This window comes from Pseudomonas sp. BF-B-15 (assembly GCF_019946675.1).
Taxonomy (GTDB): Bacteria; Pseudomonadota; Gammaproteobacteria; order Pseudomonadales; family Pseudomonadaceae; genus Aquipseudomonas; species Aquipseudomonas migulae.
The window spans coordinates 61,758-86,187 of record NZ_JAGYFZ010000014.1 but is presented as its reverse complement, the minus strand read 5'-3'; the positions used below and the strand labels follow the sequence as shown (position 1 = coordinate 86,187).

Annotated in this window: 19 protein-coding genes and 2 tRNA genes; 17 read left to right on the top strand and 4 right to left on the bottom strand. The window is 60.3% G+C overall.

Annotated features, from left to right (window positions below):
• Window positions 1-398 precede the first annotated feature (398 nt).
• The 8 genes from KGA97_RS07165 (at window position 399) to KGA97_RS07130 (ending at window position 10,248) form a co-directional block, all read left to right on the top strand.
• Window positions 399-2,849, top strand: coding sequence for a penicillin acylase family protein (locus tag KGA97_RS07165; protein ID WP_223480471.1), 2,451 nt, complete (start codon window positions 399-401; stop codon window positions 2,847-2,849).
• A gap of 188 nt (window positions 2,850-3,037) precedes the next feature.
• On the top strand, window positions 3,038-4,072 hold the full coding sequence (locus KGA97_RS07160; protein ID WP_223435387.1) for a ligase-associated DNA damage response exonuclease: 1,035 nt from the start codon (window positions 3,038-3,040) through the stop codon (window positions 4,070-4,072).
• Complete coding sequence (locus KGA97_RS07155) at window positions 4,069-5,757, top strand: ATP-dependent DNA ligase (protein WP_223480470.1); 1,689 nt, start codon at window positions 4,069-4,071, stop codon at window positions 5,755-5,757. Before KGA97_RS07160 ends, KGA97_RS07155 begins: the two co-directional genes overlap by 4 nt.
• Before the next feature lie 307 nt (window positions 5,758-6,064).
• Window positions 6,065-6,847, top strand: a complete 783-nt coding sequence (locus KGA97_RS07150) for a transporter substrate-binding domain-containing protein (RefSeq protein WP_008030070.1) — start codon at window positions 6,065-6,067, stop codon at window positions 6,845-6,847.
• Between the two features lie 56 nt (window positions 6,848-6,903).
• The gene (locus KGA97_RS07145; protein ID WP_008030068.1) at window positions 6,904-7,632 is read left to right on the top strand and encodes an ABC transporter permease; all 729 of its coding nucleotides are present in this window, start codon (window positions 6,904-6,906) and stop codon (window positions 7,630-7,632) included.
• The gene (locus KGA97_RS07140; protein ID WP_008030066.1) at window positions 7,629-8,339 is read left to right on the top strand and encodes an ABC transporter permease; all 711 of its coding nucleotides are present in this window, start codon (window positions 7,629-7,631) and stop codon (window positions 8,337-8,339) included. Before KGA97_RS07145 ends, KGA97_RS07140 begins: the two co-directional genes overlap by 4 nt.
• 12 nt (window positions 8,340-8,351) lie before the next feature.
• Entirely contained in the window at window positions 8,352-9,470 is a 1,119-nt protein-coding gene (locus KGA97_RS07135; protein ID WP_008030064.1) for a succinylglutamate desuccinylase/aspartoacylase family protein, read from the top strand.
• Window positions 9,471-9,483: 13 nt separating this feature from the next.
• Complete coding sequence (locus KGA97_RS07130) at window positions 9,484-10,248, top strand: ABC transporter ATP-binding protein (protein ID WP_008030062.1); 765 nt, start codon at window positions 9,484-9,486, stop codon at window positions 10,246-10,248.
• Between the two features lie 131 nt (window positions 10,249-10,379).
• On the opposite strand, the gene KGA97_RS07125 is transcribed toward KGA97_RS07130, so the two are convergent.
• Both KGA97_RS07125 and dcd read right to left on the bottom strand, forming a co-directional pair.
• Complete coding sequence (locus KGA97_RS07125; RefSeq protein WP_084321795.1) at window positions 10,380-10,589, bottom strand: hypothetical protein; 210 nt, start codon at window positions 10,587-10,589, stop codon at window positions 10,380-10,382.
• A gap of 107 nt (window positions 10,590-10,696) precedes the next feature.
• On the bottom strand, window positions 10,697-11,263 hold the full coding sequence (dcd, locus tag KGA97_RS07120; RefSeq protein WP_008030058.1) for a dCTP deaminase: 567 nt from the start codon (window positions 11,261-11,263) through the stop codon (window positions 10,697-10,699).
• Window positions 11,264-11,616: 353 nt separating this feature from the next.
• Between dcd and KGA97_RS07115 the strand changes: the two genes are divergently transcribed.
• The gene (locus KGA97_RS07115; RefSeq protein ID WP_002554837.1) at window positions 11,617-11,826 is read left to right on the top strand and encodes a cold-shock protein; all 210 of its coding nucleotides are present in this window, start codon (window positions 11,617-11,619) and stop codon (window positions 11,824-11,826) included.
• A gap of 212 nt (window positions 11,827-12,038) precedes the next feature.
• Here KGA97_RS07115 and KGA97_RS07110 read toward each other — a convergent pair whose 3' ends face one another.
• Window positions 12,039-13,046 carry a DUF481 domain-containing protein gene (locus tag KGA97_RS07110; protein ID WP_008039264.1) on the bottom strand — a complete coding sequence of 336 codons (1,008 nt, stop codon included), beginning with the start codon at window positions 13,044-13,046 and terminating at the stop codon, window positions 12,039-12,041.
• Between the two features lie 252 nt (window positions 13,047-13,298).
• Here KGA97_RS07110 and KGA97_RS07105 point away from each other — a divergent pair, with 252 nt between their 5' ends.
• The 4 genes from KGA97_RS07105 to KGA97_RS07090 all read left to right on the top strand — a co-directional run bounded on the left by KGA97_RS07105 (window position 13,299) and on the right by KGA97_RS07090 (window position 18,072).
• Window positions 13,299-13,652: an MGMT family protein gene (locus KGA97_RS07105; protein ID WP_008030054.1), complete on the top strand. Its 354-nt coding sequence runs from the start codon at window positions 13,299-13,301 to the stop codon at window positions 13,650-13,652.
• Window positions 13,653-13,695: 43 nt separating this feature from the next.
• Window positions 13,696-15,255 carry an AmpG family muropeptide MFS transporter gene (locus KGA97_RS07100; RefSeq protein WP_223480469.1) on the top strand — a complete coding sequence of 520 codons (1,560 nt, stop codon included), beginning with the start codon at window positions 13,696-13,698 and terminating at the stop codon, window positions 15,253-15,255.
• Window positions 15,256-15,385: 130 nt separating this feature from the next.
• Window positions 15,386-17,101, top strand: coding sequence for a proline--tRNA ligase (locus KGA97_RS07095; RefSeq protein WP_223480468.1), 1,716 nt, complete (start codon window positions 15,386-15,388; stop codon window positions 17,099-17,101).
• A gap of 17 nt (window positions 17,102-17,118) precedes the next feature.
• Window positions 17,119-18,072, top strand: coding sequence for a hypothetical protein (locus KGA97_RS07090; RefSeq protein ID WP_192228526.1), 954 nt, complete (start codon window positions 17,119-17,121; stop codon window positions 18,070-18,072).
• 101 nt (window positions 18,073-18,173) lie between these two features.
• On the opposite strand, the gene dinB is transcribed toward KGA97_RS07090, so the two are convergent.
• Window positions 18,174-19,235: a DNA polymerase IV gene (dinB, locus tag KGA97_RS07085; RefSeq protein ID WP_223480467.1), complete on the bottom strand. Its 1,062-nt coding sequence runs from the start codon at window positions 19,233-19,235 to the stop codon at window positions 18,174-18,176.
• Window positions 19,236-19,536: 301 nt separating this feature from the next.
• On the opposite strand from dinB, the gene KGA97_RS07080 reads away from it, so the two are divergent.
• From KGA97_RS07080 to KGA97_RS07065, 4 genes are all read left to right on the top strand, one after another.
• Window positions 19,537-19,613, top strand: a tRNA-Met gene (locus KGA97_RS07080).
• 393 nt (window positions 19,614-20,006) lie between these two features.
• A tRNA-Met gene (locus KGA97_RS07075) sits at window positions 20,007-20,083 on the top strand.
• A 278-nt stretch (window positions 20,084-20,361) separates the two neighbouring features.
• Window positions 20,362-23,004, top strand: coding sequence for a bifunctional lysylphosphatidylglycerol flippase/synthetase MprF (mprF, locus tag KGA97_RS07070; protein ID WP_223480466.1), 2,643 nt, complete (start codon window positions 20,362-20,364; stop codon window positions 23,002-23,004).
• Window positions 23,004-24,299, top strand: a complete 1,296-nt coding sequence (locus tag KGA97_RS07065; protein WP_008030041.1) for a virulence factor family protein — start codon at window positions 23,004-23,006, stop codon at window positions 24,297-24,299. Before mprF ends, KGA97_RS07065 begins: the two co-directional genes overlap by 1 nt.
• The last annotated feature ends 131 nt before the right edge of the window (window positions 24,300-24,430 follow it).

The window sequence follows — 24,430 nt, the reverse complement described above, 5'->3', positions numbered from 1 at the left end:
CCCCTCGAGAGGCCGAGCGCAGGTTCTGCGCAGTGGGCAACCCGGCATGGATGCCGGGTTAGCCGCCCCCGGCCATGGATGGCCGATGGCGGCGGGCCCACGGAGCAGGACCGGAGCGAGGGCATGGCGAGCATTAGCGAGCCACCGAACGAAAGGGGCAAAAGCGCTTTGGTTACTTTCGCGCTTTTCGAAAGTGACTCGCTGTAAAAGCGAAACCAATAGCCGCCGTTACCCCAAAAATGGATATGTACTCCAAACAAAAAAACAACAGCATCAACCCCAACCATCACGGTTTATCCGACAAATCCTGAAATAACCCCCTACCCTGCTTGCGCGGCCACCTCCTGCTCTCTAACGTAGCGCCTTTACTGACGCTACCCCCCCGCAGGAGCTTTGCCATGGCCTCGCCAGCCCTCACACATTTTCTTCCCCGGTTCGGCGTTGCCGCAGCAGTGGCCGGTGTTTTGAGCCTGTCCGGTTGTCAGACCTGGAACGCCCAAGACACGCTCCCGCCCACCACCGGCGTGCAGCCGCTCAAAGGTCTGGCGCAAAACGTTTCGGTGCGTCGCAACGCCATGGGCGTGCCGTTGATCGAAAGCAGCAGCTTCCACGACGCGCTGTTCACCCTCGGTTATGTACACGCGAGCGACCGCATCACGCAGATGGTCACCCTGCGCCTGCTGGCCGAAGGCCGGTTGTCGGAGATGTCCGGTTCGGACCTGCTGGACGCCGACCGCTACATGCGCGCCGTCAACCTGAAGAAAAGCGCCGGCGAGTTGTACAAGGCCTCTTCGCCGCGCCTCAAACGCTTCTTCGAAGTCTATGCGCGCGGGGTCAACGCCTACCTGTTCCGCTACCGCGACAAGCTGCCGGCCGATCTCACCGCCACCGGCTACAAGCCCGAATACTGGAAACCGGAAGATTCGGCGCTGATTTTCTGCCTGCTGAATTTCAGCCAATCGGCGAACCTGCCTGAAGAAATTTCCTCGTTGGTGCTGGCCCAATCGGTCACCACCGACAAACTCCCGTGGCTGACACCGTCCGCCCCCGACGAAAAACTGCCGGTGGCCGAAGCCGAAAAACTTCAGGGCCTCAAGCTCAACGGGGCGATTCCAGGCCTCGCCGAAATCAGCAAAGCCACCGGCCAACTGTCCGATCTGAATCTGCTGGGCGCCACATCATCGAACAACTGGGCGATTGCCCCGCAACGCAGCCGCAGCGGCAAAAGCCTGCTGGCCAGCGACAGCCATGGGCCGCTGGGCGTGCCGTCGCTGTTCAGTTACGTGCAGATTCGTGCGCCGAAATACCAGGCGTCCGGCGTGACCATCGCCGGTTTGCCGATGGTGCTGGGCGGTTTCAACGGCAAAGTGGCGTGGAGCATGACCTCGGTCATGGGCGACAACCAGGACCTGTTCCTGGAAAAAATCCAACGCCAGGGCAACGGTCTTTCCTACGAAGTCGGCGGCAAATGGCAGCCGGTTATCGTTCGCAACGAAACCTATTTCGTCAAAGGCCAGCGGCCGATTCGCGAAGCGGTGTACGAAACGCGCCACGGGCCGCTGCTCAACAGCGCCAAAGGCACGGCACTGGGCAACGGTTTGGGCCTGGCGTTGCAGACACCGAACTTCACCGATGACAAATCCCTGGACGCGTTTTTCGACCTGTCTCGCGCACAAACCGTGGAGAAAGCCTCGGACGCCAGCCGTGAAATCCGTGCGATCACGCTGAACCTGGTCTTTGCCGACGCCAGCAATATTGGCTGGCAAGTCACCGGTCGTTACCCGAACCGCCGCGAAGGCGAAGGCCTGCTGCCATCGCCCGGCTGGGAAGGTCGTTATGACTGGGACGGTTACGCCGACGCGATGCTGCACCCGTACGATCAAGACCCGGCGCAAGGCTGGCTCGGCACCGCCAACCAGCGGGTCATTCCCCATGGTTACGGCATGCAGTTGTCCAATTCGTGGTCGGCACCGGAGCGTGGCGAACGCATGGCTGAACTGGCCGGCGTGGGCAAACACGACACGCGCAGTGTGATCGCCATGCAATACGATCAGACCACCACGTTCGCCGCCAAACTGAAAAAGATGTTTGCAGCGCCGGGCATGGCCCAGCCGCTCAAGCAGGCCATTGAAGCCCTGCCGGTAGCCGATCGCGGCAAGGCGAACGAAGCGTTTACCCGCCTGATGGCGTTCGACGGCAAACTCGCCGCGACCTCCGCCGATGCAGCGATTTACGAGCTGTTCCTACAGGAAAGCGCCAAGCAAACCTTCCTCGACGAACTGGGCCCGGAAAGCAGTCCGGCGTGGAAAGCCTTTATCGCCAACGGCAAGTTGTCCTACGCGGCGCAGGCCGATCATCTGTTGGGGCGTGAAGACAGCCCTTTCTGGGATGACGCACGCACGCCGCAGAAAGAAGACAAACCGGCGATTCTCGCCCGCAGCCTCGCGGCGGCCATCACCGCAGGCGACAGTCAGTTGGGCGGCGATCACAAAGCCTGGCAGTGGGGCAAACTGCACCGCTATGAATGGAAAAACGCCAGTGGCCAGACCGTGCGCGGTCCGCTCGCGGCCGGCGGCGATCAAACCACGTTGAACACGGCGGCGTTCGCCTGGGGCCAGGACTTCAACACCACGCTGGCACCGGCCATGCGCTTCATCGTCGATTTCGGCCAGGCCGAACCGTTGATGGGCCAGAACGGTACCGGCCAGTCGGGTAACCCGGCCAGCCCGAATTACCTCGACAGCGTTGATCCGTGGTTGAAGGGGCAATACGTGAGTCTGCCGATGCAGCCGCAGAACTTCGACAAGGTCTACGGGACCAAGCGGTTGACGCTGACACCCGGCAAGTAACCCCATCCCCCTGTAGGAGCCGGCTTGCTGGCGATAGCGTCTGTTCAGTCAATAAACATGTCGACTGACACGCCGCCATCGCCAGCAAGCCGGCTCCTACAGGGACGTTATTTTCTGTGAAATATCGATAGAACTTCTGACCTCGCCCAAACCTCATAGCTAACAAGTCCCTCCATTTTGGTAACAACATGGATCTTGTTATCGCGCGCCCAGAAGGTTTGTACTGCCCCGCCGGGGATTTCTATATCGACCCGTGGCGGCCAGTCGAACGTTCGGTCATCACCCACGCCCACGGCGATCATGCCCGAGGCGGCAACCAGCATTATCTGGCAGCCACGCCCGGCGAAGGCATCCTGCGCGCGCGACTGGGCCAGGACATCAATCTGCAAACCCTGGCCTATGGCGAGCGGTTGCTGCATCACGGCGTCACCCTGAGCTTCCACCCTGCCGGCCATGTGCTCGGTTCGGCGCAGGTGCGCCTGGAATATGGTGGCGAAGTCTGGGTCGCCTCCGGGGATTACAAAATCGAACCCGACGGCACCTGTGCGCCGTTCGAACCGGTGCGCTGCCACACCTTCATCACCGAATCGACCTTTGGCCTGCCGATCTATCGCTGGCCGCCTCAGGCGCAGGTGTTTGCCGAAATCAATCAGTGGTGGCAAGCCAATGCCGCCGAAGACAAGACCAGCGTGCTGTTCTGCTATGCCTTCGGCAAGGCGCAGCGGATTCTCCACGGTATCGACGCGCGCCTCGGCCCCATTCTGGTGCACGGCGCCGTCGAACCGCTCAACCGGGTGTATCGAGAAAGCGGCGTTTACCTGCCACCAACGATCCACGCTGGCGAGGTGAAAAAGAGCGACCCGATGATGCGCAAGGCGCTGGTCCTGGCCCCGCCCTCGGCGGGCGGCAGCAGCTGGATGCGGCGCTTCGGCGATTACAGCGATGGCTTCGCCAGTGGCTGGATGCGCTTGCGTGGCACGCGTCGGCGACGGGGAGTGGACCGGGGTTTTGTACTGTCGGACCACGCCGACTGGCCAGGCCTGCTCTGGGCAATCGAACAGACCGGTGCTGAACGCGTGATGGTCACCCACGGTTCGGTCGCGGTCCTGGTGCGCCATTTGCGCGAACAAGGTCTCGACGCCCAGGAATTCACCACCGAGTACGGCGACGACGAGGAAGACATCACCGACACCGAACCGCAAAGCGCCGAGGTGCTGCCGTGAAGGCCTTTGCCCGGTTGTACGCCGAGCTCGACGCGACAACGTCCAGCAACGCCAAACTGGCAGCGATGCAACATTACTTCGCTCAGGCCGCCCCGGAAGACGCCGCATGGGCGGTGTACTTTTTGTCCGGCGGGCGACCTCGGCAACTGGTGCCGGTGCGCATCCTGCGTGAACTCGCCGAGGCGTATTCCGGCCTGTCGCCGTGGTTGTTCGAAGAGAGTTATCAGGCGGTGGGCGATCTGGCGGAAACCATCTCGCTGGTGCTGCCCGAAGCGCCCCACAGTTCCACCGACGGGCTGGCGGTGTGGATCGAAGACAAACTGCTGCCCTTGCGCGGCGAATCTCCCGACGTGCTCGCCCAGCGATTGCCCGAACTCTGGTCGCAACTGGACCGCCCCGGCCTGATGCTCTGCATCAAACTGATCACAGGCAGTTTCCGCGTCGGCGTCTCCAAGTTGCTGGTGACCCGCGCCCTGGCAGCGATGGCGCGGCTCGACAGCAAACGCGTGGCCCAGCGACTGGTGGGTTACACCGACCTCTCCAGCCGTCCCAGCGCAGCGAGTTACCTGAAACTGATCGCCGCCGAGTCGGCCGATGAACACTCACAACGGGGCGGCCAGCCGTATCCGTTTTTTCTCGCCCACGCGTTGTCGCAACCGGTGGAGCAATTCGAAACCCTGCTCGGCCCCGCCAGCAACTGGCAGGTGGAATGGAAGTGGGACGGCATCCGCGCCCAAGTGGTCAAGCGCGATGGACGACTGTGGATCTGGTCGCGCGGCGAAGAATTGGTCACCGAGCGTTTTCCCGAATTTGACAGCCTGGTTCACGGCCTGCCGGACGGTACGGTGATCGACGGCGAGATCGTTGCGTGGAAAACCGCACCACCGAGCACCGAAGATGCCTTCGATCCACTGGCGCCGAACCCACCGTCGGTGCAACCGTTCTCCCTGCTGCAACAGCGGATCGGCCGCAAGACCCTGGGCAAGAAAATCCTCGATGAAGTGCCGGTGGTTGTACTGGCCTTCGACTTGCTGGAATGGCAAGGCGCAGACTGGCGCAACCAGCCTCAAACCCGGCGGCGCACCCAACTGGAACAGGTCATCACCCAGTGCAACAACCCGGTGTTACTGCCCTCCCCGGTGTTGACCGGCAAAGACTGGCCCGACCTCGCCCGCCAACGCGAAGCCTCCCGCAGCCTCGGCGTCGAAGGCATGATGCTCAAGGCCCGGGATGCGCTGTATGGCGTCGGCCGGACCAAGGACATGGGCGTCTGGTGGAAGTGGAAAGTCGACCCGTTCAGCATCGACGCCGTGTTGATTTACGCGCAACGCGGCCACGGTCGCCGAGCCAGTCTGTACAGCGATTACACGTTCGCGGTGTGGGACAGCCCGCCCGGCGCCAGCGAGCGCACGCTGGTGCCATTCGCCAAGGCGTATTCAGGGCTCACCGACGAGGAAATGCGCCAGGTCGACAGCATCGTGCGCAAGACTACGGTGGAGACATTCGGCCCGGTGAGCAGTGTAAAACCGAGCCTGGTGTTTGAATTGGGGTTTGAGGGGATCGCCTTGTCCAAGCGCCACAAGAGCGGGATTGCGGTGCGGTTTCCGCGGATGCTGCGGTGGCGCAAAGACAAGAGCGTTGACGAGGCTGACAATCTCGCCACCCTGCAGAATCTTTTGGGTTAACCAATCCCCTGTAGGAGCCGGCTTGCTGGCGATGAACGATAACTCGGTCATTCTGAATCACCGCGTCGATCCGATCGCCAGCAAGCCGGCTCCTACGAAAAGCTTGATCACGTGTTCAATGACGGTGCAGCTATTTCCCGGCGCCCGTTTTCGTGCATAAATCCCGTCCAGCCATTTCTTGAATCACCTTTTAAAACGCTTGTTCGGGACTCTGGTTCGGAAATTGCTACTTTCTATAGGTCTTACGCTTTCCAGTAACAATAATTCTGCGCCACAAGCGCTCATATTGGTTCTTAGGGATTGAATAATGAAAAAAGCATTGCTGACCCTTTCTGCACTGGCGTTGTGCATGGCTGCCGGCTCCGCGCTGGCCAAGGAATACAAAGAACTGCGTTTTGGCGTTGACCCTTCCTATGCTCCGTTCGAGTCGAAAGCGGCCGACGGTAGCCTGGTGGGCTTTGATATCGATCTGGGCAATGCCATCTGTGCCGAGCTGAAGGTCAAGTGCAAATGGGTCGAAAGCGATTTCGACGGCATGATTCCGGGCCTGAAGGCCAACAAATTCGACGGTGTGATCTCTTCGATGACCGTCACCCCGGCCCGCGAAAAAGTCATCGACTTCTCCAGCGAGCTGTTCTCCGGCCCAACCGCTTATGTGTTCAAGAAAGGTTCCGGCCTGACCGAAGACGTCGCGTCCCTGAAAGGCAAGACCGTAGGCTACGAGCAAGGCACCATCCAGGAAGCCTATGCCAAGGCCGTGCTGGACAAGGCTGGCGTGAAAACCCAGGCCTATCAGAACCAGGATCAGGTGTATTCGGACCTGATGTCCGGTCGCCTCGATGCCGCGATCCAGGACATGTTGCAAGCCGAACTGGGCTTTTTGAAGTCGCCAAAGGGCGAAGGCTACGAAGTCAGCAAGCCGGTTGACAGCGAATTGCTGCCAGCCAAAACAGCTATCGGTATCTCTAAAGGTAACAAAGACCTCAAGGCACTTTTGGATAAAGGTATCAAAGCGTTACACGATGATGGCACCTACGCCACCATTCAGAAGAAACACTTTGGCGATCTGAATCTGTACAGCGGCAAATAATGCCCGGCGCCCATCTCGCGATGGGCGCTTTTTTCATCCGATCAGGTTGCTGATTTATGTTCGAAAACCTATTACAAAATCTGGGGCTCTCAGCCTTCAGCCTCAAGGGCTTCGGTCCGTTGCTGATGGAAGGCACCTGGATGACCATCAAATTATCGGCGTTGTCGCTGCTGGTGGCCGTGTTGCTCGGCCTGCTCGGCGCCAGTGCCAAACTGTCAAAAGTCAAACTCGTGCGCGTCCCGGCACAGGTCTACACCACGCTGATTCGCGGCGTGCCGGACCTGGTGCTGATGCTGCTGATTTTCTACAGCCTGCAAACCTGGTTGACGTCGTTCACCGATTTCATGGAATGGGAATACATCGAGATCAACCCGTTCAGCGCCGGGGTCATCACCCTGGGCTTCATTTATGGCGCGTACTTCACCGAAACCTTTCGTGGCGCGATTCTCGCGGTGCCCCGGGGCCAGGTCGAAGCGGCCACCGCCTATGGCCTCAAACGTGGCCAGCGGTTCTGGATCGTGGTGTTCCCGCAAATGATGCGTTTCGCCCTGCCGGGTATCGGTAACAACTGGATGGTGATGCTCAAGGCCACCGCGCTGGTGTCGATCATCGGCCTTGCCGACCTGGTCAAGGCTGCCCAGGACGCCGGCAAAAGCAGTTATCAACTGTTCTACTTCCTGGTGCTGGCTGCGCTGATTTACCTGCTGATCACCAGCGCCTCCAACGTCATCCTGCGCTGGCTTGAACGCCGCTACGCCGCTGGCTCCCGGGAGGCCGTACGATGATCGAACTCCTGCAGGAATACTGGAAACCCTTCCTTTACACCGACGGCTACAACATCACCGGCCTGGCCATGACCCTGTGGCTGCTCAGTGCGTCGATCTTCATCGGTTTCCTGGTGTCGATCCCGCTGTCCATCGCCCGGGTGTCGCCGCACTTCTATATTCGCTGGCCGGTGCAGTTCTACACCTACCTGTTTCGCGGGACGCCGCTGTATATCCAGCTGCTGATTTGCTACACCGGCATCTACAGCCTGGCCGCCGTGCGAGAGCAGCCGATACTCGATGCGTTCTTTCGTGACGCGATGAACTGCACCATCCTCGCCTTCGCCCTGAACACCTGCGCCTACACCACGGAGATTTTCGCCGGGGCAATCCGCAGCATGGCCCACGGTGAAGTCGAAGCGGCCAAAGCCTACGGCCTGACCGGCTGGAAGCTGTATGCCTACGTGATCATGCCGTCAGCCCTGCGTCGCTCGCTGCCTTATTACAGCAACGAAGTGATCCTGATGCTGCACTCGACCACCGTCGCGTTCACCGCGACCATCCCGGACATTCTGAAAGTCGCGCGGGACGCCAACTCGGCGACCTTCCTGACCTTCCAGTCGTTCGGCATCGCCGCGCTGATCTACCTGACCGTCACTTTTGCGCTGGTCGGCCTGTTCCGCCTCGCCGAACGCCGATGGCTGGCCTTCCTCGGGCCGACCCACTAGGACTTTTCGCACATGCGCCACCAGATACATGACTTGCTGGCCCCGCTGCCGGGGACCGCACGACAGATTCACAGCTTCCACTTCGGCCCGACGTCGGCCCAGGGCAAGATCTACATCCAGGCGTCCCTGCACGCCGATGAAATGCCCGGCATGCTGGTCGCCTGGCACCTCAAACAACGCCTGGCCGAGCTGGAAGCCGCCGGCCACCTGCGCAGCGAAATCGTGCTGGTGCCGATTGCCAACCCGGTCGGTCTCGAACAAGTGCTGATGGATGTACCGCTGGGCCGCTACGAGCTCGAAAGCGGGCAGAACTTCAATCGCTGGTTCGTCGATTTGAGCGAGGAAGTCGGCAATGAGATCGAAGGCCAGCTCGGCGACGATCCGCAGCGCAACCTCGAACTGATCCGCAACAGCCTGCGCCAGGCTCTGGCGCGACAGACTGCCAGCACTCAACTGCAATCCCAGCGCCTGATCCTGCAACGACTGGCCTGTGACGCGGACATGGTGCTGGACCTGCATTGCGACTTCGAAGCGGTCGCGCACCTCTACACCACGCCCGAGGCCTGGCCACAGGTCGAGCCGCTGGCCCGCTACATCGGTGCCGAAGCGAGTCTGCTGGCCACCGATTCCGGCGGTCAGTCGTTCGACGAGTGTTTCACCTTGCTCTGGTGGCAGTTGAAAGAGCGCTTCGGCGAACACTTCGACATTCCGCTCGGCAGCTTCTCGGTCACCGTCGAATTGCGTGGCCAGGGCGACGTCAATCACCCGTTGGCCAGCCTCGACTGCCAGGCGTTGATCGATTACCTGATTCACTTCGGCGCGATTGCCGGCGAACCGGCGCCACTGCCGGAACTGCCGTATCCCGCCACGCCGCTGGCGGCCGTCGAACCGGTGGCCACGCCCGTGGGCGGTTTGCTGGTGTTCACCGCGCTGCCGGGGGAATACCTGGAGGCCGGGCAACTGATCGCCGAAATCGTCGACCCGATCAACGATCTCGTCACCCCCGTTCATTGCACCGTCGCCGGGCTGATGTACGCCCGCTCGCTACGGCGCATGGCCACTGCCGGCATGGTGATCGCCCACGTCGCGGGCACCGAAGCCTATCGCAGCGGCTACCTACTTTCGCCTTGAGGATGCATGCCCCATGTACAAACTGACCATCGAAGGCCTGCATAAAAGCTATGGCGATCATCATGTGCTCAAAGGCGTTTCACTCAAGGCCAACACCGGCGACGTCATCAGCCTGATCGGCGCCAGCGGCTCGGGTAAAAGTACCTTCCTGCGTTGCATCAACTTTCTCGAACAGCCCAACGACGGCGCCATGAGCCTGGACGGCCAGAACATCCGCATGATCAAGGATCGCCACGGCATGCACGTGGCCGACGCCGATGAACTGCAACGGATCCGCACCCGCCTGGCCATGGTGTTCCAGCACTTCAACCTGTGGAGCCACATGACCGTGCTGGAAAACATCACCATGGCTCCGCGCCGGGTGCTGGGTTGCAGCAAGCAGGAAGCCGAGGACCGCGCACGTCGTTACCTCGACAAGGTTGGCCTGGCCGCACGCGTGGCGGACCAGTACCCGGCGTTTCTTTCCGGGGGCCAGCAACAGCGGGTCGCCATTGCCCGCGCATTGGCCATGGAGCCGGAAGTCATGCTGTTCGACGAACCGACCTCGGCGCTCGACCCGGAGCTGGTAGGTGAAGTGCTTCGAGTGATCCAGGGCCTCGCCGAAGAAGGCCGGACCATGATCATGGTGACCCACGAAATGAGCTTCGCCCGCAAAGTGTCGAGTCAGGTGCTGTTTCTGCACCAGGGCCTGGTCGAGGAAGAAGGCGCGCCGGAAGACGTACTGGGCAATCCGAAGAGTGAGCGGCTGAAGCAGTTCCTCAGCGGCAATCTCAAGTAACACGCAGCCTTTGTAGGAGCGAAGCTTGCTCGCGAAAGCGGTGGGTCAGGGAAGAAAGATGTCGGCTGACCCACCGTCTTCGCGAGCAAGCTTCGCTCCTACCAATACAAGCCATTCATTCGCGTGGTTGATCACACAACCGGCGCGGGAGGCGGCTCATCCGGCAGGGTCGGCTCACCGGGTTCGGTGGGTTGTTCGTTGGGGGTATCGGGATCAGGCTGGCCGGGGATGCCCCCCGCCATGCTGATAGGCGGATGTGCCAGCAACGACCAGGCCAAAACGCCAACCTGATTGGGCTCAAGCCTTGCCAGTTCGGCACTTATACGCGGGTCGATCTTCATATAGCACTCCTGAGCGATGGCCCGATCCGCCTTGCGCAGATCGGAGCAGTACACCCCATAGAGTGTACGCTCGCCCAGGAATTCCCACGGTTTGTCAGACGGTTGACTCAGGTGCGTGGCAGCGTCACGCCGCGTTGGCCCTGATACTTGCCGCCACGGTCCTTGTAGGACACTTCGCACTCTTCGTCGGACTCAAGGAACAGCATCTGCGCCACGCCTTCGTTGGCGTAGATCTTCGCCGGCAGGTTGGTGGTGTTCGAGAATTCCAGGGTCACGTGACCCTCCCACTCAGGCTCAAGCGGGGTGACGTTGACGATGATGCCGCAGCGGGCATAGGTGCTTTTGCCCAGGCAAATGGTCAATACGTTGCGCGGAATACGGAAGTATTCGACGGTGCTGGCCAGGGCGAAGGAGTTCGGCGGGATGATGCAGACGTCGCTGTGGATATCGACGAAGCTGCCGGCATCGAAGTTTTTCGGGTCGACGATGGCCGAATTGATGTTGGTGAACACTTTGAAGTGATTGGTGCAGCGAACGTCGTAGCCGTAACTCGACACGCCGTAGGAGATCACTCGGCTATCGTCGCTGCCGCGCACCTGGCGCTCGACGAACGGTTCGATCATGCCCTGCTCTTGCGCCATGCGGCGAATCCACTTGTCCGATTTGATGCTCATGGCGGGTGTCCTGAATAGCGAGGTGGAAAAAATCTGTCCGGCATCTTACCGGGGCGCGCCGCCGGTTCAAAGTCCGGGGCACAATTCTTGGCGATCCCCCTTAAATTCCGGACCTCGACGGCAATACAATGCACCGTCAGTCACGAAAACAGAGAAACCTTCGCTGGAAGCATTGGCACGTTCCGGAAAAAGGGTTAAGGTGGCGCCACTGTGCTGCTTGTGTCACTGAGAATCTCTACACGATATGTTGAATTTCGATCCAACCATCTACAAGAATTTTTCCTGCTCTTTGCACTCAGTCTCGGCCAGGGTTCTTCCTGAGTCGCAGTTATCTTTGTTCAAGGAGTTACACCATGTCTAATCGCCAAACTGGTACCGTTAAGTGGTTCAACGATGAAAAAGGCTTCGGCTTCATCACTCCACAATCCGGTGACGACCTGTTCGTTCACTTCAAAGCTATCCAATCCGACGGCTTCAAAAGCCTGAAAGAAGGCCAACAGGTTTCTTTCATCGCTACCCGCGGTCAGAAAGGCATGCAAGCTGAAGAAGTTCAAGTTATCTAACTTGTACTTGCTTTAGTAAAAAGCCCCGCCCTTAAAAGCGGGGCTTTTTTGTGGGCGGGTGTTTTGTAGTGATCCAAACGCTATGGACAGTACTGACGCCTTCGCGGGCAAGCCTCGCTCCTACAGGTTTTGCGTCGGTATCGGAAATCGCGACCTGACGCAAAACCTGTAGGAGCGAGCGGTGCGGCGATCCGACTTGCCCGCGAATGGATTTACCAGGCCACGCCGAACCCTGCGGTGTAGCGGGTCTTGTCCAGATCGGCATCGTCTGTACCGCTGATGATGTCTCGCTCGGCCTTCAGGTTAAGCGACGCCCACTCGGTCACTTTGTAGCGCAAGCCCATTTCGGCATCGAGCGCATAATCCGCCACACCCGACAACGGCTTGCCCACTTCGCCATTGGTGAAGAACTCCACCTTCTTGCCGATCAGGTAGCGGTTGTAATCCCACTTCATCGCCAGGGAATAGAAGTTGTCCTTGCTGCCGTCGGAGAACTGGTAGTCCGTGTGGTTGAACAGCGAGCCGAGCGAGAATGCGCCTAGCTCGTCATCCCAGAACTGGTAACCCGGACCGGTACCGACGGTGCGCTGACGGGAGAGCTCTTCAACCTTGTCGCGCTTATAAACCGCACGGCCCTGCCAGAACCACTTCTCGGTCAGGAAGCGGTCGAGCGAGTACTCGCCCCGCCAGTTGTCGGTGGTGACCACGTCATCCTGGAATTCACGGTTGTACTCGCCTTCGGCGATATGCCGCCATCTGCCATGGCGCGCAGTGGTCTTGAAGTCGACATCGTAGTCGTCGGTGTCCTTTTCCGCCCGCTGGTAATCCAGCGCCGCATCGATATTGCCTTTCCAGACCAAATCTTCGACCACCGGCTTGGGCTTGAGAATCTGCTGGATACTCGCCAGCTCGACGGTTTTCGGTGCCTCGCCGTTTTCCAGCGTCACCTTGCCATCGTCCGCCGCGTGCAGCGACTTGGCCTTCTCACCGCTGTAGGCATCCTGCTTGACCAGCAACTCCTGATCGCTCTCCAGGGTTTTGACCTGCTTCCAGTCGATCGGAACCGAACCGGCGTATTCGGTCTGGATCACCAGCTTGCCGCCGTCGAACAGAGTGATCTTGCCACTCAGCTTGTCACCGTTCTTTAACCACACGGTATCGGCGAGCAAGGGCGTGGAAGCACTCAGGACAGCGAGGCACAACAGGGTTCTGGACACCATAAGCAAAGACAGGCTCAAGTTTGCGAAAAAGTCGGCATTATCCATAGGAATAAGGCCCTAACAAGGACTGACCCGCCCATCTCTATTGAGTTCATTTCTCAATTACTGATCGAGGATTTACCCTACAGACGGTCAGCCACTGTAGGTGCGAGCCTGCTCGCGATAAACTCAGGATCGACGCGTTTTCCCAGACAGCTCGCGTTATCGTTAACGACCATCGCGAGCTGGCTGGCTCCTAAAGGGATCCCGGATGTGACCGACGCCGATGCAGAAACCGAAAGCCCTGCGCAAATCCGACGCACGGCGCTGTACCTCACTCTGGCGCAGGTGCCCGAGGGCAAAGTCGTGAGTTATGGTCAACTTGCCGAACTCGCAGGACTGGGTCGCGCCGCGCGCTGGGTCGGGCGTACGCTCAGCCAGTTGCCCGGCGACACCAAACTACCCTGGCACCGGGTACTCGGCGCCGGCGGTCGGATCAGCCTGCCCGTGGGCAGTCCTTCAGGGGACGAGCAACGCGCACGATTGCGCTCTGAAGGCGTCAGTGTCCTGAACAATCGTGTTGATATTCAGCGCCATGGCTGGCGCCCGGTAGAGCACAGCGGTTAGAGTGCGCGCTTTGTTTCCGTAATCTTGAGGCAGACTTCAGCCCATGCCCCGTAAAACCTGGCGCACCGCGCTCGCCGCCTATGCCAGCCCATCGACACTTGTGCTGTTGTTGCTTGGTTTCGCCGCCGGCCTGCCCTACATGCTGGTGTTTTCGACACTGTCAGTCTGGTTGCGTGAAGCCGGTGTGGCTCGCGAAACCATTGGCTATGCAAGCCTGATCGGTCTGGCCTACGCCTTTAAATGGGTCTGGTCACCGTTGCTGGACCAATGGCGCCTGCCATTTCTCGGCAAGCTCGGTCGCCGTCGCTCGTGGCTGGTACTTTCCCAGGCACTGGTAATCCTCGGCTTGATCGGGATGGGTTTCTGCGACCCGCAAAAACACTTGTCCTGGCTGATCGCCATTGCTGTAATCGTGGCCTTCGCCTCGGCGACGCAAGACATCGCGGTCGATGCCTATCGCCTGGAAATCGCCGAAGACAGCCGCCAGGCTGCCCTGGCCGCCAGCTACATGTCCGGCTATCGGATCGCGGCACTGCTGGCCACCGCCGGCGCCCTGTTCTTCGCCGAAGGTTTTGGCTCCACCGGTTTCAACTACAAGCATTCGGCATGGGCCGGCACTTACCTGCTGTTCGGCGCCCTGATGGTTCCGGCGTTGCTGACCTCTTTCTTCATGCGCGAACCGCCGGTGCCGTTGCGCACGCAACTGCAGGCCGGGCGCTACAGCTTCGTGCATCAACTGGCCTCGGTGTTCGTACTGATCGTGCTGCTGGTTTCCGTGCCGGCCATGTTCACCCAGCTCTACAACACCGACTTCGCCAGCGTGCTGTTTGACGGCGTCAGCCTGCTCGACCTGCTGCTCCAGGACCGCGCATTCCTGCGGGCGATCCTCTACACCTCGCTCACCGCGATGTGCCTGTCGGCCATAGGCCGTCGTGGCCTGGCACCGGTGCTGACACCGGTCAACGACTTCATTCTGCGTTACCGCTGGCAAGCGCTGCTGCTGCTCGGGCTGATCGCCACGTATCGGATGTCGGATACGGTGATGGGCGTGATGGCCAACGTGTTCTATATCGACCAGGGCTTCACCAAGGATCAGATTGCCAGCGTCAGCAAAATCTTCGGCCTGATCATGACGCTGGTCGGCGCCGGCATGGGCGGCCTGCTGATCGTGCGTTTCGGCATCCTGCCGATCCTGTTCATCGGCGGCGTGGCGTCAGCGGGCACCAATTTGCTGTTCCTGATGCTCGCCGACATGGGCGCCAACCTGAACATGCTGATCCTGACCATTTCCCTGGACAACTTCAGCTCGGGCCTGGCGACCTCCGCATTCGTCGCCTACCTGTCGAGCCTGACCAACCTCAAGTTCTCCGCCACCCAATACGCCCTGCTCAGCTCGATCATGCTCCTGCTGCCGCGCCTGATCGGTGGCTATTCCGGGGTCATGGTGGAAAAATTCGGCTACCATGATTTCTTCCTGATCACCGCGCTGCTGGGCGTTCCGACGCTGGTGTTGATCGCCTTGCACTGGTTCCAGGAGAGCCGCCGCGAAGGCCCGACCCCAAAGCCTGAGCCGGTTCCAGCCCAGGTCGCGGAAGAATCGTAGGAAGCATCGCAAAGGGCGTGGAGATTCCCGCCCTCCTGCCACACCACCGACCGCGCGCCTGTACGCCAGCAGATCTCGCCCGTACAATGCTCCGTCATTTCTCGTCATCAGCAACCGACAACGGCCAACCATGCGCACCAGTCAATTTTTGCTCGCCACACAGAAAGAAACGCCTTCCGACGCGGTCGTCATCAGCCATCAGCTGATGCTGCGCGCCGGCATGATCCGCAAACTCGCCTCGGGCCTGTACACCTGGCTGCCGATGGGCTTGCGAGTAATGCGCAAGGTCGAAGCCATCGTTCGTGAAGAAATGAACGCCGCAGGCTCTCTTGAAGTGTTGATGCCGAGTACTCAACCGTCTGAGCTGTGGCAGGAATCCGGTCGTTGGGAAGAATACGGCCCTGAATTGCTGCGCTTCAAGGATCGCCACGGTCGCGACTTCTGCGCCGGCCCGACCCACGAAGAAGTGATCACCGACCTGATGCGCAACGAGTTGAGCAGCTACAAACAGCTGCCGATCAACCTGTATCAGATCCAGACCAAATTCCGTGACGAAATCCGCCCACGCTTCGGTTTGATGCGCGGCCGCGAATTCATCATGAAGGACGCCTACTCGTTCCACGCTGACCAGCCTTCGCTGCAGGTCACCTACGACCGCATGCACCAGGCGTACTGCAACGTGTTCACCCGCCTGGGCCTGAAGTTCCGCCCGGTTGAAGCTGATAACGGCTCCATCGGCGGCGCTGGCTCCCACGAATTCCACGTGCTGGCCGAATCCGGCGAAGACGATATCGTCTTCAGCAACGGTTCCGACTACGCCGCGAACATCGAGAAAGCCGAAGCGGTACCGCGTGAAACCTCCCGCGCCGCGCCGACTGAAGAGATGCGCCTGGTCGACACGCCAGATACCAAGACCATCGCCGCGCTGGTGGAAAAATTCAATCTGCCGATTGAAAAGACCATCAAGACCCTCGTGGTTCACGCTGAAGAGAAAGGCAAGCTGATTGCCCTGATCATTCGTGGCGACCACGAGCTGAACGAAATCAAGGCCGCCAACCAGCCTGGCGTTGCCAGCCCGCTGGTCATGGCGTCCGAAAGCGAACTGCGCGACGCCATTGGCGCCGGTGCCGGTTCCCTCGGCCCGTTGAACCTGCCGCTGCCGATCATCATCGACCGTTCCGTCGAGCTGATGAGCGACTTTGGTATCGGTGCGAACATCGACGACAAGCACTACTTCGGCGTGAACTGGGAGCGTGACCTGCCGGTTCCGACCGTTGCCGACCTGCGCAACGTCGTGGCCGGTGATCCGAGCCCGGACGGCAAAGGCACCCTGGAAATCAAACGCGGCATCGAAGTCGGGCACATCTTCCAGCTGGGCAACAAGTACAGCAAAGCGATGAAGTGCGAAGTGCTGGGCGAGAACGGCAAGCCGGTCACCCTGGAAATGGGTTGCTACGGCATCGGCGTTTCCCGCGTGGTAGCTGCGGCCATCGAGCAGAACAACGACGCCAACGGGATCATCTGGAGCGACACACTGGCTCCATTCCAGATCGCGCTGGTGCCGCTGCGCTACGAAACCGAACAAGTTCGCGAAGCGACCGACAAGCTGTACGCCGAGTTGACTGCGGCCGGCTTCGAAGTGCTGCTGGACGATCGCGACAAGAAAACCAGCCCGGGCATCAAGTTCGCGGACATGGAGCTGATCGGCATTCCTCACCGGATCGTGGTCAGTGACCGCGGCCTCGCCGAAGGCAATCTGGAATACAAGAGCCGCACCGAGCCCGAGGCGCAAGCGCTGCCGGTCGCTGACGTGCTGTCCTTCCTCCAGGCCCGTATCCGCCGCTGACACCAGATAGAGAAGTCATGTTCAAGCGAAACACCTTAGGCCTCGGTGGTGCCGCCCTGTGCGGCACCCTGCTGGTCAGCGGCTGCGCCAATCACATGTCGCAACGCAGCGAGCACGAGGCTCGTGTCGAGCGCAAATTGCTCGATCACAGCCTGCAGATCGATGTCGGTGAGCCCAAGGTGCTTGAGCTGCCGCAACGTCGGGTGAAGATCCACGAGCAAAAGACCTTCGAAGTCACCGAGTTCGAAGTCACCCGTCATTACGATCGCTACACGCCTTACCAACCCTGGCGGGAGGTCTACGAGATCCCGCTGGGCGCGGTGGCCGTGGTGGCCGGTGTCGGCGCGAACGTGGTCAACGTGTTCGCCCTCGGCAACCTGCCGGATAGCGTGACCAAGGACTGGTTCAGCTACGGTTTCGCCGGGCTCAACCCGTTCATGAACGCGCCGTCCCACGGTCGTGCGCAGCAGAACCTCGCCGGCATCGACGAAGTCCAGCTCGACAAGCGCACCGAATACTCGAGCCTGCCCTGGAGCGAGCGCCCGGTGGAGGTCAAGGCCGGCAAGGAAACCTTCGAGCTGACCACCGACAAAAACGGCGTCCTGCGCCTGAACCTGTTGGACAGCCCGTTCGCCGAACATGACATTAATCATCTGAGTCGACTGCTGATCAAGGTCGAAGATAGTCAGGACGATGTGCACACGGACTCGACCCTGGCGGTCAGCAGCTCGTTGCGCGGCAAATTGCTTGAAGCCCACGGGCTGATTTACGATGATCTTGAAGACGACGAAGTGAGCCAGTGGGTACACCGGGTCAAGCGCCTGTCGGAGCTGGGTCTGGAAGAAGAAGCCAGTGAGCTTGAACAGAGTTTGATTGAGCTGACGCGTAACGATCCTGAGTTGCAGACCGAATTCCTCAAGTCGCTGACCAAGGATGCAGGGCGGCTGGTCGCGGATCCGGGACCGAACTAAAAGCAAAAGCTTCGCGGGCAAGCCTCGCTCCTACAGGTATTGCGTGCCCCCCTGTAGGAGCGAGGCTTGCCCGCGAAGAGGCCGTCACATTCACCGCTAAACTACCGCTCAAACAACTCCATCTGCTCAAACCCTCCGCGCAAATCCTCCAGCCTCACCCCGATCCCCAACAACCGCACCGGTTTCCCGCCGCGATTGAACGCCTGGGTCAGCAACAACTGATAACTCCCCAGATCCCGCCCTGCCCCGGCCTGCTCCAGCGTGGTCTGGGTAAAGTCATGGAATTTCACTTTGACGAACGGTTTGCCCGGCCGATAGCTGTTGTCGATTCGCGCCATGCGGCCCGCCAGGGTTTCCAGCAACTCGGGTAATTTATCCAGACAGCTCACCAGATCCGGCAGATCCACGTCATAGGTGTTTTCGACACTGATCGATTGCCGCCGACTGTCGTTGTGCACCAACCGATCATCGATCCCACGGGCCAGACTCCAAAGCCGCTCGCCAAAACTGCCGAACTCACGCACCAGCGCCAACTTGTCCCATTCACGCAAATGCGAACAATCGACAATGCCGAGCCTGCCCAGTTTGTCGGCAGTCACTTTGCCTACGCCATGGAGCTTGCTGACGGGCAAACCGCTGACGAAATCCTCGACCTGATCCGGCGTAATGACAAACAAGCCATTGGGCTTCTTCCAGTCGCTGGCAATCTTGGCCAGGAACTTGTTCGGCGCCACGCCGGCGGAAACCGTGATGTGCAACTGATTGGACACCCGACGACGGATGTCTTGGGCAATTCGCGTGGCGCTGCCGCCGAAGTGCGCACTGTCCGACACGTCGAGGTAAGCCTCGTCGAGGGAAAGCGGTTCGATCAGGTCGGTGTAATCGCGAAAGATCGTGTGAATTTCCTTCGAGGCTTCTCGATAGGCGTCCATGCGCGGCTTGACGATGGTCAGGTCAGGGCACAACTTCAAGGCGTGCCCCGACGACATCGTTGAACGCACGCCATACGCCCGCGCTTCATAGTTACAGGTGGCAATCACCCCGCGCCGATCCGCCGAACCGCCCACCGCCAGGGGTTTTCCGGCGAGGCGCGGGTCGTCGCGCATCTCGATGGCAGCGTAGAAGCAGTCACAATCGACGTGGATGATTTTTCGCTGGCTCATATAAAAGCGGTGTTCATGGCGTAGAATTGGAGTCAAGGCGTGCCGGATCTGCAGTATCTCACCGACACCTGTATATAGCACCAGTAGTCTGAATGTTCTTACCCAATGGTAGGAAAAGTTACAGATGAATTTATTTTCTCAATCGAAAGCGCACCTGCGATAGAGCTGCAAGCCTTGCCAGGCCTGACTCACAGCCGATCACACCGCCCTCTTTCAGAGCTAAGCGATTGAACCAGAACAGGTTTTATCTGGATTGAAGGTTGACAGCCCGGCGCTCCTCTGTAGAATGCCGACACACAGACGCGGGATGGAGCAGTCTGGTAGCTCGTCGGGCTCATAACCCGAAGGTCGTCGGTTCAAATCCGGCTCCCGCAACCAAACATCAAAAAAGGCTACTCGAAAGAGTGGCCTTTTTTGTGCGCGCGTGTTTTGCCATGCGATTCGATTTCAATTCATGCACGCCTTCCTGTAGGAGCCGGCTTGTCTGCGGGCGGCGCTCCGACGATGGTCGTTAACGATAACGCGTGCTGCCTGAATCAACGCGGCGCACTCGAGTCCATCGCCAGCAAGCCGGCTCCTACAGGTAACGCGCCATCGGTGTCTCCCAACATTCCGTGAGAAATTTGTTTTTTGACAGCACGGAGAAATCGTTCTGATTCCGAAACTTAACGCTCCCCTGCGACCGTTCGCCGCTTATTTACGCTTATTTGACCCGGCGCCGGATTAACGGTTGACACACCGGCGTATCTCTATAGAATGCCGCCACACAGACGCGGGATGGAGCAGTCTGGTAGCTCGTCGGGCTCATAACCCGAAGGTCGTCGGTTCAAATCCGGCTCCCGCAACCAAACATCAAAAAAGGCTACTCGAAAGAGTGGCCTTTTTTGTATCTGTTGAAAAAGTCCTTTCGCAACAATGACCTGTCACTGTGTAGGGAAGCGTTCGGGATCACCTGAGTTCTGAGTTCAGACTATGCTGAATCGCAGACCGAACCCCCTACGACGGATGCCATGCCATCGCCGCTGATCGGTGAGAGGCGTTAATATTTGTGATTATTTTTTTCTACAGGGATTGGTAACTTGGCTGGATACCCCCATCCTGTCGCGCACAATCCAAGAGGTGATTGATGCGCGCCAACTCGTCTGATTCACAAGACACCGTCACAGCGACACAACCGATCAAGGCCGAGCGTCTGCGCTTGCTTGATCTGGTCAGCAAGTACCGTCAGCCCATTGGCCTGGCGGTTACCCTGCTGTTGTTCGCTATCGCGCTGATTGCCTGTCGCCACCTGCTGAGCGAACTCGATCTTTACGCTCTGCACGACTCCATTCTCGACGTACCGAAACCGGCACTGCTCGGCGCATTGGCCGCAACCGTGGTCGGCTTCATCATCTTGCTTGGCTACGAATGGTCGGCCAGCCGCTATGCCGGCGTGACCCTGGCGCCGCGGCTTCTTGCCCTGGGCGGGTTCACGGCATTTGCCATCGGTAATGCCATCGGCCTGTCGATGCTCTCGGGAGGCTCGGTTCGCTACCGTTTATATGCGCGTCATGGCCTGGGGGCTTCCGATGTCGCGCACATGACGCTGTTCGCCAGCCTCTCGCTCGGCTGCGCCCTGCCCCCGCTGGCCTCCCTCGCCACGCTCAGCAACCTGCCTGCCGCCTCTGCCGCCCTGGGTCTCTCTCAGATGCTGCTGGGTGCGATTGCCGCCGCTGTATTGCTGCTGTTTACCGTATTGGCCGTCGGCATCTATCGCCGGCGCCTGCCAGAGCAGCCTTATGCAGACAACCTGTTGGTCAAGGTCGGCCGTCGCACCTTGCGCCTTCCTGGCCGTCGCCTGACATTCCTGCAACTGGTCATTACCGCCCTCGACGTAGCCGCCGCCGCGACCGTGCTGTATCTGTTGCTGCCGGAAGCACCGCCCTTCGGTGCATTCCTGCTGGTGTACCTGCTGGCGTTGGCCGCTGGTGTGCTCAGCCATGTTCCCGGTGGCGTCGGCGTGTTCGAGGCCATTCTTTTGGCCGCCTTCGCCGACAAACTCGGGGCCGCGCCGCTGGCCGCCGCGCTGCTGCTCTATCGCCTGATCTACGTGGTGCTGCCACTGCTGGTCGCGTGCTTGCTGCTGCTGGTCAATGAAGGCCAGCGTTTGTTTCAGACGCGTCAATCCTTGCGTGCAGCCTCCGGCCTGGCCGCGCCGATTCTGGCGGTGCTGGTGTTTCTGTCCGGCGTGGTGCTGCTGTTCTCCGGCGTGACCCCGGAAATCGATACACGCCTGGAACACATCGGTTTCCTGATCCCTCATCGACTGGTCGACGCTTCGCACTTCGGCGCCAGCCTGGTCGGCGTGCTTTGCCTGCTGCTGGCCCAAGGCCTGCGTCGACGCCTGTCCGCCGCGTGGATGCTGACCACCATTCTGTTGCTGGTCGGCGCCGTGCTTTCGCTGCTCAAGGGTTTCGACTGGGAAGAAGCCTGCCTGATGACCCTGACCGCGAGCCTGCTGGGGGTTTTCCGGCGCTCGTTCTATCGCCCGAGCCGCCTGACCGAACTGCCGTTTTCGCCGCTGTATCTGGTCTCGAGCCTTTGTGTACTCGGTGCGTCGATCTGGCTGCTGCTGTTCGCTTATCAGGACGTTCCCTACAGCCATCAACTCTGGTGGCAGTTCACCCTCGACGCCGACGCCCCGCGCGGCTTGCGCTCGCTGCTCGGCGCCGCCGTGCTGCTGGTGGTGGTGTCCCTGACCTGGCTGCTGCGCACCGCACGCCCGGTGATCCACCTGCCCACGCCGGACGAACTGGACCGCGCGGTAAAAATCCTGATGGCTTCCGCACAACCGGACGGTGGCCTCGCCCTGACCGGTGACAAGGCGCTGCTGTTTCACCCTAACGACGAAGCGTTCCTGATGTACGCCCGCCGTGGACGCAGCCTGGTGGCCTTGTATGACCCGATCGGCCCGACCCAGCAACGGGCGGAAATGATCTGGCAGTTCCGCGACCTCTGTGACATCCACCACGCCCGCCCCGTGTTCTATCAAGTACGCGCCGAGAACCTGCCGTACTACATGGACATCGGCCTGACTGCGATCAAGCTCGGCGAAGAAGCCCGGGTCGATCTGCAGCGCTTTGATCTCGAAGCCAAGGGCAAAGAGATGAAAGACCTGCGCTACACCTGGAACCGTGGCACCCGTGATGGCCTGTCGCTGGAGATCCATGAGCCAGGGCATGCGCCGATGGATGAGCTCAAGGTGATTTCCGATGCCTGGCTGACCGGCAAGAATGTGCGCGAGAAAGGCTTCTCGCTCGGTCGTTTCGGTGATGACTACCTCAAGCATTTCCGCATCGCTGTCATCCGTTTCGAAGGGCGCCCGGTGGCGTTCGCCAATTTGCTCGAGACTTTCGGCCATGACCTGGCCAGCCTCGACCTGATGCGCGCACACCCGGATGCGCCCAAACTGACCATGGAATTCATGATGGTCGGCCTGATTCAACATTATAAAAATCATGGATACGCGCGTTTCAGCCTGGGCATGGTGCCGCTGTCGGGGTTGCAACCCCGTCGTGGCGCACCACTGACCCAGCGTCTGGGCTCGATGGTTTTCCGCCGTGGTGAGCAGCTGTACAACTTCCAAGGCTTGCGCCGCTTCAAAGACAAGTTCCAGCCTGACTGGGAACCCCGTTATATGGCTGTGCCCGCCGGACTCGATCCGCTGGTTGCCCTGGCCGATACTGCTGCCCTGATTGCGGGCGGCTTGACTGGATTGGTGAAACGCTGATGATTCAACGCTCCTTGCGGTACGTACTGGGCACACTGGTAGTGCTGGCCCTGATTCTCGGTGGCGGTTACTGGTACCTCAAACGCCCGGCGCCAGAACCGACGCTCGAACGGCTGACACCGGCCGACGGCGCCGCGATGACCCGCGTCATCCCCGGCAACACGCCGCGCGCCCAGGTGCTGGTGGCGGTCAATGACGACCAGAAGCTCAGCGACAAACAATTGATGACCCTGAGCCGCAGCGGCTCGGCGCAGATCGTTCAGGTGATCCTGCCCAAGGACTGCCTGTTGCAAAGCCGCGCCCTGCAATCCGGCCTGAGAGAACTCAAAGGCCCGGCGACGCTGGTCAGCGGCATCGGCCCTGGCGCCGTACTGGCATGGCGCTGGTTGTCCGAGCAAAAGGACGACAAGTCCCAGGCCGTTTCGGTGGACCTGGCCCTGGAAAAACCTGGCTGCACCCACCTGCTGCCGAAAAGCGCCGCTCACGGTCACTGGCTGGTGGCGTGGAACGACAACCCGGACGACACCAGTGCCGGCTTCGTGCGCGACCAACCCAACGCCGAAACCAGCATCAGCGACTACGACATCAACCTGCCGCAAGTGCTGAACAACGAACTGCGCAAGCTGCTCGTCGGTGGTGACAAAGCCGCTGGCGGCCTGCAAATCCCAGTGGTTGAAGTCCCGGCCGGCCAGGCCAAGGACACCGTCACCCTGTTCCTCTCCGGCGACGGCGGCTGGCGCGACCTCGACCGCGACGTAGCGGGCGAAATGGCCAAGATCGGCTACCCGGTCGTCGGCATCGACACCCTGCGCTACTACTGGCAGCACAAGAGCCCGGAGCAAAGCGCCCTGGACCTCGCCGAACTGATGCAGCACTACCGGCAGAAATGGGGCACCAAGCGCTTCATCCTGACGGGCTACTCGTTCGGCGCTGACGTCCTGCCGGCGATCTACAACCGCCTGGAAGCCTCGGAACAGCAACGCGTCGACGCAATCATCCTGCTGGCCTTCGCCCGCACCGGCAGCTTCGAAATCGAAGTCGAAGGCTGGCTCGGCAACGCCGGCAAAGAAGCCGCCACCGGCCCGGAAATGGCCAAGCTGCCGCCGGAGAAAGTGGTGTGCATCTTCGGTGAAGAAGAAATCGACGAAAGCGGCTGCACCGACAAGACCGCCGTAGGCGAAGCCATCAAACTGCCCGGTGGCCACCACTTCGACGAGAACTACCCGAAACTGGCCCAGCGGTTGGTGGATGTGATCGAGAAGCGCCAGGCGAAGGAGACGGCGGCTCAGGAATGACCTGAACCCGCCCACAAAAAAGCCCCCGCTGCCTTACGGTAGCGGGGGCTTTTTCATTCCAGCGGCACACCACACTCCCCCTGTGGGAGCGAGCCTGCTCGCGATAGCGGTGTGTCAATCAACATCAATGG